Here is a 15797-nt window from a genome sequence, read left to right on the forward strand (position 1 = left end):
TATGGAAGTGCTAGGTGACTATTAATATTAGCTATATCCACCTAAGCGAATACATGAAAAATAGCCTCTTTTTTTGGTGCATAACAGTTTAAAAAGAGCTTTTGAAGTGAATCTTATAAGTCATTGGAAGTGAGAAGGTTAGTTAAAATATTGATAGGGTTATTTATTTTTCAATTGTCTACTTTTTGTCCACCCCCAAACTCTTTATTTTTTAAATTTATTGGTTTAATTTACTTCTGTAAATGCAAAATCAAACCCTTCTTACGGCTACTAAAATGTGCAGCCTGAGAAATAAACAATAAAACTCGGACTTTATGAAACGAGACATGAAAACGAATTGCAATTGCTTCAAAACCTTTGCATTCAACAGAGTTTTCGTACTAGTTTTTCTACTAGTATGTCAAAGTGCAATTTTAAAGGCCACCGTATGGCATGTTAAAACTGTCGCCTCTGGTACCGCTTCGGGTGATAGCTGGACTAATGCTTCAGGAAGTTTGCAAGGAATGATCAATGGAGCCACCGCTGGTGATACCATTTGGGTGGCGGCAGGAACCTATTTACCTACCTTGGCACCAGATGGTGTTGGTACAAACACGCGTGACAAATCGTTTTACCTTTCAAAAGACCTCAAAATATTTGGTGGTTTTACAGGTGCTATTAGTGAAACCGATTTAGGCGATCGTGATTGGGCAGCGAATGTAACCACCCTAAGCGGTGATTTGGGAACGCTTAATAATAATACCGATAATTCTTATCATGTTTTTATCACAGCTAATTTGACCAATGCTGCTATCATTGATGGCTTTACCATTAAAGGCGGTAATGCCAATGGAAGTTCTGCTGGTCTTACGTTTGCCACTTACAGCTATAGAAGAGATGTCTGTGGTGGAATAGACAATGTATTATCTTCCCCCACCATTAGAAACCTTATTATCACAGCTAATTACGGCACCTATGCCGGTGGTATGTATAATCTCAATGCTTCGCCAAAAATTATTAATACCGTATTTTGGGCAAACTCCTCCACAGAAGGTGCTGGAATGTATAACAATACCTCTAATACTACCGTCACAAATTGCACTTTTTATGGGAATACTTCCTCAGGTAATTATGGCGGAATATTTAGTGGTAGCTCAAATATATCCATCATCAACTCTATTTTTCAGGGAAACTCTCAGGCAGGGTCAATCAGTGTGGCTGGGGCAGATATTGGAGGTAGCTCACATACGGTTACTTATTCTATGACCCAACAAAATAGTTCTTACAGCAGCGGTACAGGAATCATTAATAACCAAGACCCGCTTTTTGAAGATGCGGCTAATGGCAATTTTGCTTTAAGTGCAGGTTCACCGGCTATTGATATGGGAAATAATACAGCATGGACTAATACTGGTTTAAATACAGATATATTGGGCAATGTACGTCCGCAAAACGGTACTGTAGATATAGGAGCATTTGAATTTAATGTGGCAGTTACTCCAATTCTATATGTAGACAAAGATGCAACAGGTGGAGCTAATAATGGAACCTCATGGGCAAATGCCTACACAAATCTGCAAGATGCTATAGATGCTACTGCAATTGGAAATCAAGTTTGGGTAGCGGAAGGGACCTATTATCCCACTGCTTCTCCAGACGGTATTCCTACAAACACCAAAGACCAGGCGTTTCATTTCGATAAGGACATTGAAATTTATGGGGGATTTGCAGGCACTGAAACTCAGCTTTCACAACGAATTTGGAATTTACATAAAACTATACTTAGTGGAGATTTTAAAGGTGATGATGAAGTATCTGCCAGTGGAGCAACACTTTCTATAAGTAATAATACGGAGAATGCTTACCATGTGATGATTACTGCTAATTTAACAAATGCGGCAATTATCGATGGCTTAACCATAACAGGTGGAAGTGCAAATGGTTCTACATTTGGGTATATCACCTACGCTTTAAAAAACTTTTACTTTGACGGTGGCGGGGGCATGGTCAATATTTCTTCTTCTCCAAACATTGCCAATTTAACCTTCATTGGAAATGCTGCAGATGATGGTGGTGGTATTTTTAATTATGACTCGTCATCTCCTATAATTACAAATTCGAATTTTTCTCATAATTTGGCAGACGATGATGGCGGCGGAGGGTTATTTAATTCGAATTCTTCTCCCATTATTATAAATTCGATTTTCTCAGGAAATTCTGCGGATAATTCTGATGGTGGTGGGATTTATAATGAAGATTCATCCTCGCCGATTATTACAAATACTACTTTTTCTGGAAATTCTGCAGACAATGGCGGGGGGATTTATAATTCTTCTTCTTCTCCTGCTATCGTCAATTCTATTTTTTGGGATAACTCCCAAAATGGAAGCAATATTGTGGCAGGGGCAGACATTTACAATTTTAGTTCTAACCCTACAGTAACCTATTGCCTCACCCAAAAAAACAGTGTTCACAGCAGCGGTACAGGTATCATCAATGACCAAAACCCACTTTTTGTAGATGCTGTCAATGGTGATTTTCGCCTATTAAACGGCTCCCCCGCTTTAGACGTAGGAGATAATAGTGCTTGGACAGCAACTGGTCTTAGCACTGATATAGTTGGCAGTGTTCGTCCTCAAAATGAAATAGTAGATATTGGAGCTTATGAGGGTGCAGTGCTGGTAGAAAGAGTATTTGTGGATAAAGACGCCACAAATGGCAATAAAGATGGTTTATCATGGGCAAATGCATATCTCAATCTACAAGATGCCATTGATAATCCTTTTCATTCCACTGAAATTTGGGTAGCAGAAGGCACTTATTATCCCACCATTACAACTGATACCGTATATACCGGTTCAACAAGTTCTCTAAACCCACGAGACAAAGCTTTTCTAATATCAAGTAATATTCATATTTATGGTGGCTTTGTTGGTAACGAAACAGAATTATCACAAAGAGACTGGGAAGCACATGAAACCATTCTTAGTGGCGATTTTAATAATGACGATAACATAAGTGGGAACGGTTCAAGTCTTCATATTACTAATAATACAGATAACGCTTATCATGTAATTCTAGTAACTACGGCTACTTCGTCTATTTTAGATGGATTTACCGTTAAAGGCGGGAACGCCAATGGACCTAGTAGAACATACCTGGATGGCAACCAGTTTTTTAGAGGTCAAGGAGGAGGGATTTACGTTAATATTGGCCAAATTCAATTATTGAATCTAAACATAAAGGGTAATTATGCCATGGATGGTGGCGGGGGATTAAGCATTAATTCGAATTCAGGCAGTACCGTTCTTACCAATGTAAAAGTGTTGAAAAACGAGAATGATGGCGTTCAAACCGAATCGGCACTTACCATTAGTAGTTCCTCGTTTTTAGGAAATAAGGGAAGAGGAATTTACCTCGATGGTGCCATCAATTCTATTATTCGGAATTCCATATTTTCGGAGAATTCTAGTACCGGAGTTTACTGTAATCGTTCGACTACCACATTTACTAATAATACCTTTTACGGCAATTCGGGCTCCTCTGGAGGAGGAATTCATACCAAAAATAAGGCAAGTGTCATCAAAAACTGTATTTTCTGGAATAATACAGTAAGTGGTTCAAATAGTAGTTCAGGTTCTGACATATTCTATGAATATACTTTTTCAGACCAAATTCCTACGGTAGCATATTGCCTCACACAAGCAGGAAGTGAATTTAGCTCTGGAACGGGTATTATCAATAATCAAGACCCGCTTTTTATGGACCAGGATGAGGGTGATTTTAGAATTTTGGCTGGCTCGCCAGTCATAGATGTAGGTGATAATGCCGCCATCAGTGGGGTAAGTACAGATATTGCTGGCAATGCCAGGATACAAAACTCCATTGTAGACTTGGGTGCCTATGAAGGCACCTCCATTCCAGCTATTATTTATGTAGATAGAAGTGCCTCCAGTGGCACAAAAAACGGTGCTTCTTGGGCAAATGCCTATGTAGATTTGCAAGATGCCATTGACAATCCCTATGGAACTACGGAAATATGGGTGGCAAAAGGAACCTATTTACCTACCAAAGACCATACAGGGAATGCCACATCCACAGACCCTCGTGATAAAAACTTTCATATGGGGGCTGATAAACAGCTCTATGGTGGATTTACGGGTATAGAGACAGAACTTGCTCAAAGAGATTGGAAAGCAAATCCTACTATTTTAAGTGGAGATTTAGACTATGCTACTGAGCCAGATACGATAAGAGGAAGTGGCAATACACTTTCCATCACAGGAAATTATGGAAACGCTTTTCATGTATTGATTACAGCTAATTTAACTTCCTCGGGCATTATTGATGGTTTTACTATAAAAGGAGGAAGTGCGAAAGGAGAACACACCAATATTAATTTTGGGGCAAAATCTTTTTATAGAACAGAAGGTGGTGGAATGAATAACGCTAATTCATCTCCTTTAATAAGAAATATGATATTTTCTGGAAATACAGCTTTTAAGGGGGGCGGAATTGAAAATTTCCAGTCTTCGCCAACCATGTCTAATATTATTTTTTCTAATAATTTAGCTAACACCGCAGGGGGAGGTATTGATAACTATAGTTCTCTCTCCTTAGTTATTACAACCGTAATTTTTTCAGGAAACTCTGCTGGTTACGGTGGTGGCATGAGTAATGACAATTCTTCTCCTATTATTACTAATGCTACTTTTTTTGGAAATTCAGCAAGTGTAGTAGGTGGGGGGATTAAGAATTCTACTTCTTCCTCCCCAATAGTTAAGAATACAATATTTTGGAAGAACGATAAAAATGGTGCAACTAATGTTTCCGGAGCAGATATTGAAAATCTTACTGGTTCACAATCTGCAGTCTCCAACTCTATCACCCAAGAAAATAGTATTTACAGTAGCGGTACTGGTATTATCAACAACCAAAACCCACAATTCACAGATGCTGCCAATGGCGATTTAAGTTTAAACGGTTGCTCACCTGCCATAAATACCGGAGACAATTCCGCATGGACTGCCACAGGGATTTCTACGGATTTGGCGGGAAATGCCAGACCATTTGGGACTAGTGTGGTAGACATGGGAGCCTATGAGTTTCAAGGAAATAACCCGTTTACCAATGCCATTTATGTAAAATACAATGCCACTGGCGATAATGATGGAAGCACATGGGCAGATGCCTATACAGACTTGCAAGATGCCATAGATAATCAGTGTGGCAGTTTGCCTATCTGGGTGGCTGTTGGCACTTATTATCCCACCGCAGGTACAGACAGAACCATCTCTTTTGCTATTCCAGACGGAGTAAAACTGTATGGTGGTTTTGCAGGAACAGAGACGCTGCTTGCTCAGCGTGATTGGACTACCCATGAGACTATATTAAGCGGGGATATAGGAACTCAAAATGACAATACGGACAATAGCTACCACGTGGTGTATACTAAAAATGTAAGCTCCGAAACTTTAATGGATGGATTTACTGTAAGTGATGGAAAAGCTGAAGTATTGCCGTTGCGTAATGGAGGGGGTTGGCTTAATGATGGATCAGGGTTGGGGAATAGTTCAAGTCCAACCTTGAGCAATTGTACTTTTTTAGGTAATTCGGCTATTTATGGCGGAGCCATCTACAATAATGGGACTGACAATGGAGTCTCAAGTCCAACCTTGAGCAATTGTACTTTTTTAGGTAATTCGGCGGCCGAAGAAGGCGGAGCCATCTACAATCATGGAATTAACCTTGGAGTCTCAAGTCCAACCTTGAGCAATTGTACTTTTTTAGGTAATTCGGCGGTTGATAATGGCGGGGCCATGTATTTTTCGGGAGACGGAGGAAGCGTAAAGGCAGTGGTCATTAACTGTACGTTTCAGGATAATGGCAATGATCATATCGGCTATGATGATGCTGACCAAGGTGCCCAACCTCACTTTGTCAATTGTACTTTTACGGGTGCCACTGCTTATGCTATTAATATCTCATATTGGGATAGTGGCGAAGCTCCCCTTGATTTCACCAATTGTATCTTTTGGGGCAATAATGGCGATATTTTAGGGGGAGAAGAAGGTACAGACAACGCTCGTTTAAACATTCGAAACAGCATCGTTGAAGAGGCGGCTTTTGCTTCTGCAAATAATAACATTAATCAAAACCCACTTTTTGTAGATGCTGCGAATGGCATTTTTGCTCTAAAATGTAACTCTCCGGCAATAAACCAAGGTACTGCCACAGGAGCTCCTACGACAGATATCACTGGTTTCGTAAGAGTAGGTCTACCAGACATGGGGGCGTATGAATACGGCTATGCGGAGGTGGAAAATCAAATTTCCAATGGTAAAAACCCGAGTTTAAGCGGAGTGCCTATTTTAAAAGCAAGTAGCAAAATCCTAAACACCAATAATGCACTTTATAGAGGCATTAATAATGTGCAGCTTTTGCCGGGCTTTTCAGTCGCTCCAGCCCCAGGCCAAGCTTCGGTTTTTCGGGCGGAGATAGGGGGCGGGTGTCTATAAGGATTTCAAGTTATATTAAAAAATAAGGGCTCTGAATTAACTTTCAGAGTCTTTTTTCAATTGTCCACATTTTGTCCCAAAGGAAAAAGTATACTTCTTTTTGTTTCCCTTAACATTGCTTGAAATCTAGATTTTGATGAGCCATAAGAAGAAGAAAAAAAGTGCTAAAGATATACTATTGCAAAAGAGTATTTTGCAACGGGATGTTATGGCTGAAATGGAAAGGTTGAAAGAAGAAATTAATGGTCATTTTGAAAAGCTAAATGCCAAGATTATTGATAGTGAAGAACCCTAAGTCTTTCAGGTTATTTAAGGGTTCTTAAATAGGGCTAAAACAATTAAATGATTTAAAATAAATTGGATACACCTTTTTTTTCAACTCAAATGCAAGGTTTTAGCATCATTCTCTGAAAACATCGTGCATTCCTTTAAATGGTTTCTTCTTGTCTTGCCAGACGGGACTAGGCGTCTCCCCACATATTTTTGTTTAGGCAAAAATGAATCGCAGCGGCGAACCGTCAAAAACCATCACCAAAATAAACTTGCACAATGAAAATTCAATAAGCTCCTAAATGTAAGAATGGTATAAAAAATGAATTTTAACCATGCTTCAAACAGTATTTTGGCAATATGGAATCACTTTTATTCATCTTTCTTGTTCAGTAGCCTCTAAAACACTATTTCTTAAGCAAACGAAATCATTTAGTAGCTAATGCTGAAATAGTTGAATAAGAAAGATGACCTTACATATCATTGAATCAAAATGTTTCTTTTAACAAATATGAAATTTAGAGCATGGCTTCTTTTACTTCTATTAAATCATAGTCTGCTTATTGCTCAGAAAGAGAGCAAAATAGATTCTTTAAAATCTGCTTTTCGTAGTCAATTACCCTCATTAGAAAAAGCTCAACTTTCGCTGGAAATAGTTAAATATTATAGTCGTAACAATACCGACTCAACTGCCAAATATTTGGAGGTATCTAAGAATGCAGTCAGCAAATATGGTACTAAAAGCATGCAAGCACGGAATAGGCTAAATTTTGCTAATTATTTACAAAACCGTGGAGATTTTGACCAAAGCATTAAGGTTAATCAAGAAGCAATTGATTTATATGAACGTATCAAAAACGACCAAGGATTGGGGTCTGCATATAACACCTTAGGCCTAACGTTTAAAAAAATAGGGAGAGACAAAAAAGGTTTAAAGTCTGTACTCGCCAAAGCTTTGCACTATTCCTTGCTCTCTAAAGACTATTATCAAAAAGCCAATGACACCAATGGCCTTCTAAGTATATATTCTAACCTCGGCATTATTTATCGTAGCTTACACAGGTTTCCTGAAGCCGAAAAAAGTTATTTGGACGGATTGGCAATCGCCAAAGAAACGGGTCTAGACAGTTACGTGGTAGGGGTTTTGTATGCAAATCTTTCTCAAATCTATTCAGATAATTACCAGCAATACGATAAGGCAATCAGTTATTTGGAAAATGCTTTGGCCATATACCAAAAGCATGACATCTACAATTCTCAAGAGCATGTATTCAGAAACTTGGCCATTAACTACACCAAAAAGGAAGATTTTGTCAAAGCTAATTTTTACGCAGATAAGGCAGTAGAAATTGCAGAAAAGGGAAAGGATCCACATCGCATAATCAATGCTTATACAGCATTATTTCAAGCACAACACCAGGCTGGCAATAATAAAGAGGCCTATGATAATTTGTATTTTGTCAGAAATTTGGAAGACAGTATAATGTCTATCGAAAAAACGGGAATTATCGCAGAAATGGATGCCAAATTTGAATCTGTGAAGAAAGAGGCTAAAATTCAAGTTTTAAGTAAAACAAATGAACTCAATAAATGGAGAATAGTAGTTCTTTTACTATTTCTGACGGCCCTAGGCATATTGTATTATTCCATTCACCAAAAAAGGGGGAAAGATAAGCTGCTATTTGAAAGTGAGAAAAAGATAGAGCAGGAAAAACTCAGATTTTCAGAAATAGAATTAGACATTAAAAAGAAAGAACTTACGGCTAAAATACTTCAACTGGCACACAAAAACGAGTTTCTAAATAGCCTCAAAGGAGAGATGCAGCATCTTAAAAATAATGTAGACGACTCCGTGAATAAAACCAGCCACAGAGTTAGCCGAATGATTAATAGAGACATAGAAGGGGATACGCAGTGGGCTCAGTTTTCAGAAGAGTTTAGTGGTATTCATCAAGATTTTTTAAGGGCATTAACCACCAAATTTGGAAGTTTCACTAAGAGCGAAATCAGGCTCATTTCGCTTTTGAAAATGAATATGAATTCTAAAGAAATTACCGGCATTCTAGGTATAAGCGATGATGGCATTAGAAAAGCTCGCTACCGATTACGGAAAAAGATGCATCTGGAAGAGAATGAGCTCCAGAGTTTTTTGTTGGGTTTTTCATAACCACAATTTTTTAAAACGCTAAAAAGATGTCAAAAAGGCTCTGAATGTAGACTCAGAGCCTTTTTTGAATTGTCCACATTTTGTCCCATTCCAAAATCGTCGTTTCTTCATATAAGCCTTAACCTTACCATCGCTAAGGCAAAGTCCTTCGTCTGATTTCTGCAAATTTCAATGGCCAGGTGGAGGAAAGATTAAACCATAGGTTCTTAATCTAAACTCGTAAAATATGAATGTGCCCAAAATTTTAGATGCTGCCAAGCCTGATATGTTTACACATTTACAGGCTTCCATTAATTATACCATCTTAAATATGTATGATGGCAAAAAGCTAATATCAGGTTATAGCTTAAAGGTTTTTGAAGAACTTTTTGAAGGCAATTCCTTTGTTAGAATTGACCGCTCAAACTTAGTAAGCAAAGCTTTTATTATAGGATGCATCACTCGTAAAAACGGGGAATATATTTTGCTCAAAAATAAGAGCGAGCTACTAATTCCTAGAAGGCGAAGAGCCCTGCTTTTAGATAAGCACCCTAATCTTTTTACAAACCTCAAAACTGCTTAATAGCCATGAAAAGAATTTTATTTTTATTGATTTTTTTGATTGTCAATTTCCAGGAGTCAATGGCACAATCACCCAACCTCAATGATTACAATCTTGCAGTTTTTCTTCGTGACTGGAAAGCCTCACTTACCAACAATGACGGAGCTAATGGATTGGCCGATAATAGGATGTATCTTGATATAAAACTTGATACAGATAATCAGGCTACACAATTGGTGAATCTAACCCCAGGATTTGACAATAGAACTCTAGGTATACCTTTGCTTGGGATGAATAATAATCATGGAGTTCCTGATCAATATTTTTATTCTTGGGTTACAGGACAAGCTAGATATGAAGTATATTATCCTTATTTTTTTCAAAGGGGTATTACGGGAAGTAATGGAAAATTTGACGTCTCTGCTCTCACTTATGATGAATGTTGTAATTCAAATTATGTTTGGAATACAGACGATGCAGGAAAAGGAAACCTGAACCTTTTGGTTGATTTTAAAAACGGAAATATTCTTCAAGAAAACGATGTACAGCTTGACATTGACAATTATGGTGACAATACCTTCAACACAACCTATGATAGCAATGTTTACTTGAGGTATTATTGGAGACCAGCCCATGGGGAATATCTTTGGGATCCACTACAATTTGGAGTTTTGAGCACCAATACTACTACAAACCATAGAAATGCTCTTTTGGGCAACCCAAATTTCACAGAGCTAAATAACAGTAATGATCCCTACGGCTGGGAATATCATGACCGAAACTCTACGGGCTGGGGTGGATATAATGAATTTACAGCTTCTCGTGAGGTTTACTATGAATTTGTACTAAATGAACCCAGAGACGTGGTCATAAGTACTGATAATCCAGGGACCAATTTCGATACCTACTTACACTTGATTTCTTTAACGAACAACCGTAACAACTATACCTACATAGAAGGAGACGACGACGATGGCAGCAGTACAACATCCTATATTTCACGAAGATTAAACCCCGGCGTTTATGGGGTGATGGTAGAAGGGTATTATAGTACATCTACAGAAACTGGATCTGAAGGCCAATTTGAACTTAGCGTAGGTAGCTCAAAAGTCTTACCAGTACCTGGGGTAATTTCATTGAATGGGGGTATTCTTGAGAGCTCAAAAGATCATTGTCCAGGCAATGGCAATATCGGCGAAGTTTTATATAACTATACCTTAGCCAGCAGTATTTATGGTGCCAGTGTTGCTTATTCTTGGGAAAGGAAAGACCCAAGTCACGATTGGTTCAGCGTTAATAATTGTTACGAAGATCAGGCAAACGGTTGTGATCTAGGGAAAATGGAATCTTATGACTGGGTAAAGTTTAGAAGAAAAGTTACAGCTTATGGGGCTGTCTCCTATAGCAACGAAATCACCTTCAATGCTTACACCTTGACCAATACTTCGGGAGGTACCATTACAGGAGATCACATTATACCTTTTTTTCAAGAAAAACCAGATACCCTAAAATCACTAACATCCGGAGTTGCATACCCTTTTTTAAGTTACAGCTGGGAACAAAGCACCAATACGGGAGTTAGCTATGCTCCTATATCAGGAGCAACAAGCAGTCAATACATTATTCCCCAGGGAATTGGCGAAACCAATCCTGAATATCGGTTCAGAAGGCTTACTCATAATCAATGCCAAAATTCTTTAATTTCATATTCCAATGTCTCCACCATTAAAGTGATAACGGCCAATGGGAATATTTCAGGTTATGTGAGAGATAGAAACAACGTTAACGGGATTGATGGGATTAAAGTCTATGCCAAAAGGACTTCTACAGTATCAGGAGGAGTAATTAATAAGCTCGATTCAGCTATAACAAGCAATGGCGGAAATTTCATTATCCCAGATCTGTATTACGGCAATACGGCTAATTCTTCCTCTGATCAAGCAAACTATGTAGTGACACCCTACAAAGAAGGTCATGATTTTGATAAGAATATAGAAACCGTAGTTTTGTCTCGAGCCATTAATGAAAGAACACTAACATTTAAAGACACAACAGGCTTTACCATTACAGGGAATATTACGCAAGAATGCGACTATTGCGATGGGAATAATTTGTCAGAGAAAACGGATGTACTAAAAGACGTCATTATACTGGAAAATCAAAGTTCTGGTAGCGGCAGCTTGCAAGACTTAGGCATTAAAACAGATTCTGATGGAAAATATAGTACCATTAAGCTCAATTCGGGCAATTATATAATAAAACCACAATTTCATTCGCATCAATTTGCTCCTGCACAAACACAGGTAACGGTAGGCAATGGCAATGTGGTTTCGGGCATCAACTTTAACGATACCACCACGCATTTCATAACTGTAAACGTGGCTAAAGACTGTGAATATTACCCGTCGGTAGGTTCTGCGGAATTGCTTTTTACCAAAATAGACCCCATTAATTCAAAAATAAAACTCACTGTTAATACTACTAATAATGGGTATGCGAAAGTGAGATTACCAGCAGGTAAATATAAAGTTCAGGTGAATAGCATTACAAATTTGCCGACTTCTATTCCCAATAATGACCTAAATGCAGGCGATATGGTCAATTTTTTAAATGCATTGCCAGACTCAATACTGATTCGAGACATTACAGATGTCGATGCCACCATGAATCTATTTTTCCATGAAAGCCCTGTAATAGAGGTATATGGCTTGGACGCACCTGCCTGTAATCTAACAGGGCCTAACCCAAATGCTGAATACACCCTTTTTAAGCAATTAGTACCTAGAACATTTTCTGTAAAGGTATTTGAGGGCAATCCGTCAAAACTGTGCCCAGTTAAAGACGATACCTTAAAGTATGCCTCTAACCTTCAGAAAAATAATGAAAAATTAAACTATCTAACTTCGAATGGGCTCAGTATTTTGACTCTTACAGGTGGTGATATTAGCACGGATGGAGGCCAAAACTATGCAAAACCTATCTCATTCACCTTTAGTGATAATTGGAACAGACCTGCCACACCAAAAGTAGTAAAAGCCATTGTCACAGGTATTAAAGCCAGTGAAGGTGGCTTTACCACTACTTCACCCCAGATACCCTATTTAATCTTAAGAGACCCACCTGGAGATGGAAGCTTTAGTTTTTTGGAGCAAAATAAAACCGTGGAAACCACTGAACAGATATCTTATGCCTCGGCCATTGAAAAAGATGATTGGATTACAGCCAAGCTTGGCTTTGCATTTGAGACGGGAGTTGGCATTAGTACATCTTCAGAGATTCACGTCAGTGCCACCGGAGAGTACAATTATAACAAACGTAGTGTAAATGATACGGTAAAGGTGCATACGCTAACAGCCAATACCACATTCAAAACTTCGGATAACCCAGCAGTGGTGGGCTCAGGCGGAGATATTTTTGTAGGTGCTGCCACCAATTACAAAACAGCCATAGTTAAAAACCTGAAATACAAACAAGCTACCTGTAATTTTGAGCTTAAAGACGTATTTATGGTAGCAGATAGCGGCTTTGCCACCGAGTTCATTTTCTCAGAAAACCACATTAAAAACACACTCATTCCTCAGCTTTTACAAGGCAGCAATACTACCGCCAATGATTCCACCAAAAGGGCATTGCTAAGGCAATTATCCGTATGGCAGCAAACACTTGATAGAAACGAACAGCTGAAAAAGAATGCCACATTCAGTCGTAACCGGTCTTTTGATGGAGCCGTAGGCGAATACACCAATTACGTTTATACTGAAAACTCAAGTACCATTTCTGTGGAGTTTGAAATAGGAATAGATAGCAGTGTTGCGGTAGAAATGGGTGCCGAAATAGCCGGGTCAGGTCTATCCGGAGGAGTAACCATTCGATTGAAAAAAGAAATTGGAGGTACCAATGCTACAAACAATATTCAAGATAGGCAAGTGGGCTATACCCTAAAAGATGATGATCCGGGCGATAATTTTTCTGTAGATATCAAAACGGACCCCGTTTACAAAACTCCTGTTTTTGATCTGGTGGGTGGTACAAGTAGCTGCCCACATGAGCCTGGTAGCCAATTCCGCGATGTTTTTGATTTCTATGCGATCAACCCGATACTAGAAAATCAAACTTCTGGTCAACCCATAGTTTTTGATTTTAGGCTTTATAATTCCAGTTTTATCGACAGCGATGTCACTCGTAACTACTATGTGCGTTTTGTGGACGGTAGTGCACCAGGGGCTAAAATAACCAATGAAGGAAATCCATTTCTGGTACCTAAAGTATACACCTTATTTACGGAAAACACTAAACCAACGGCCAACGCAGCCACTGCAAGTTTTTATGTTGGCGTGGAGAAAGCTTACGGCAGTACACCTGAAAATAGGTGGGGAGATATACGCCTGCAAGCTTATGATGCCTGTAGCAGCGGCGATCCAAACTACATGGATGTCATGAAAGAAGTAAGCCTGGTGGCCGGATATGCCAATTCATGTAGCCCAATTCGTTTGTCGATGCCCGAAAATGATTTCAAGGTCAATGGTTCGTCTAATATAATTACAATTGAGTTTAAAGATTATCTATACAATGCATTAGGTGATGCTGATAAGGTGAGGTTTGAATATGCCGCAGCAGGTTCTAATACCTGGATATCAACACCGGCTTTTGAATTCCTCAAAGCTGATTTGCAAAATAGTAGCTTTGGTACTCAAAAAAGTATAAATATCAGTGCATTGCCAGACGGTGATTATAAGTTTAGGGCAGTATTAACTTGTGGTTTGCAAACAATCCTTTCGGTACCTGTCAATGGTACGGTGGATCGAATTCCTCCACTGCTTTTTGGCAACCAGGAGCCCGCTGACGGTATTTATGAATTAGGCGATGTGATTTCTATCAAATTCAATGAAAATTTACAATGTTCGGCTTTGAGCGGGACAAATTTCAGTTTGAAAAAAGTATCCAATAACCAAGAAGTTCCGGCTACTTTGGCCTGTTTTGGAAATCAGTTAATTATTACACCAAACAGCTCCATCCTTTCATCATCAACCGAGCGATATGCAGCTAGTGTAAATAACATACGAGATGCCTTTGGTAATAATAATACCAATTCATTTGAATGGAATTTTGGAGTAAAACAAGCCACTGCACCTTCCTCGCCCTATGTGGCTACTATATCAGCTGGTACCACTCAATTAAACGAAGATAGTCCCGATTCTTTGGCTATAATTTTTCAACTATCAGAAAAAATCCCTCATCCTGAAGTAATCAATTTTAGTATTGCAGGTAATGCAGAGTATCTGAGCGATTATACAACAAGTTTTACTAAAACAAATCTGGGATACGAAGGTTCTGTAAAAATGGACTCCGCTCAATTGATAAAAACCATTTTCTTGAAACCCAAAGCGGATACCCAGGTGGAACCCAATGAAACTGTAATCATTAGCCTCGCTACAGGCGGGGAGTATGGTTTTGGTACAAATAATTCGTCGGTAATACTTACGATTACTAATGACGATGTTGCCATAAATGACTGTGATAATAATGGTGTTGCATTTAATCAAAGTAATAATAATGTGGATAATACAGCCATCGCCGAAAATACTTATCACAAATTATTATTGGAGTCGAATGGGAAAATTGAAGCACCAACAACCGTAATTTTCAAAGGAGAAAAGTCCATTACGCTAAAACCGGGATTCGAAGTTAAGAGTGGCTCAGTTTTCAGGGCTATTCTGGAAGATTGTCCTAACAATGTGGCTGCTTCTTTTGTAAATAACACCGACAAGGCGAGAATAATGAACCAGACCGATGCTAGTAATGAGGATTTATTAGATCTACCCTATCATTTGCCTTATGAAGTAATTGACAAAGTAGGAGAAATAGAGCTTGATTTCGTTGGCAGTACAGATCTTTTAATGAGAATAAACTTATTTACTTTCAATGGCAATTTTGTGAAAGAAATCATGTACGACAAGGACCTTTCTGCTAAGGAAGATTTAGTAGTCGTTGACACCAAAAACTTGCAAAGTGGGGCATATTTTTTAAAAATTGAAAGAGAAGGGCAAGTATACTTTCATAATTTAATATTACAGTAAACGAGATGGAGCATGTTAAGAATAATGTAGATGAGTCCTTGAATAAAACCCGCAATCGTGTTATCAATAGAGACATTTAAGGTGTTATGCAGTGGAACCAGTTTTCTCAAGAATTTAGCGGCATTCATCAAGTTTTTTTAAGGGCATTAAGAACCATATTTGGAAGTTTCACAAAGAGCGAAATCAGGCTTATTTCGTTTTTAAAAATGAATATGAACTCCAATGAGGTTACGAGCATTTTGGGC

The 15797-nt window shown here is 38.5% G+C and carries 5 protein-coding genes; all 5 read left to right on the forward strand.

What is annotated here, in order from left to right:
• The first annotated feature begins 326 nt into the window (after window positions 1-326).
• The gene (locus tag ACTBZY_RS20615; protein WP_463048272.1) at window positions 327-6497 is read left to right on the forward strand and encodes a choice-of-anchor Q domain-containing protein; all 6171 of its coding nucleotides are present in this window, start codon (window positions 327-329) and stop codon (window positions 6495-6497) included.
• 136 nt (window positions 6498-6633) lie between these two features.
• Window positions 6634-6792 carry a hypothetical protein gene (locus ACTBZY_RS20620; RefSeq protein ID WP_463048273.1) on the forward strand — a complete coding sequence of 53 codons (159 nt, stop codon included), beginning with the start codon at window positions 6634-6636 and terminating at the stop codon, window positions 6790-6792.
• Between the two features lie 486 nt (window positions 6793-7278).
• Window positions 7279-8934, forward strand: a complete 1656-nt coding sequence (locus ACTBZY_RS20625; RefSeq protein ID WP_463048274.1) for a tetratricopeptide repeat protein — start codon at window positions 7279-7281, stop codon at window positions 8932-8934.
• Window positions 8935-9160: 226 nt separating this feature from the next.
• Entirely contained in the window at window positions 9161-9496 is a 336-nt protein-coding gene (locus ACTBZY_RS20630) for a LytTR family transcriptional regulator DNA-binding domain-containing protein (protein WP_463048276.1), read from the forward strand.
• Window positions 9497-9501: 5 nt separating this feature from the next.
• On the forward strand, window positions 9502-15552 hold the full coding sequence (locus tag ACTBZY_RS20635) for an Ig-like domain-containing domain (RefSeq protein ID WP_463048277.1): 6051 nt from the start codon (window positions 9502-9504) through the stop codon (window positions 15550-15552).
• Window positions 15553-15797: the final 245 nt, after the last annotated feature.

This window comes from Arcticibacterium sp., from assembly GCF_055134445.1.

Excerpts from the sequence above, each read along its gene's own strand:
- ACTBZY_RS20625 (WP_463048274.1), top strand. The coding sequence starts at position 7,279 with ATGAAATTTAGAGCATGGCTTCTTTTACTTCTATTAAATCATAGTCTG.
- ACTBZY_RS20635 (WP_463048277.1), top strand. The coding sequence starts at position 9,502 with ATGAAAAGAATTTTATTTTTATTGATTTTTTTGATTGTCAATTTCCAG.
- ACTBZY_RS20620 (WP_463048273.1), top strand. The coding sequence starts at position 6,634 with ATGAGCCATAAGAAGAAGAAAAAAAGTGCTAAAGATATACTATTGCAA.
- ACTBZY_RS20630 (WP_463048276.1), top strand. The coding sequence starts at position 9,161 with ATGAATGTGCCCAAAATTTTAGATGCTGCCAAGCCTGATATGTTTACA.
- ACTBZY_RS20615 (WP_463048272.1), top strand. The coding sequence starts at position 327 with ATGAAAACGAATTGCAATTGCTTCAAAACCTTTGCATTCAACAGAGTT.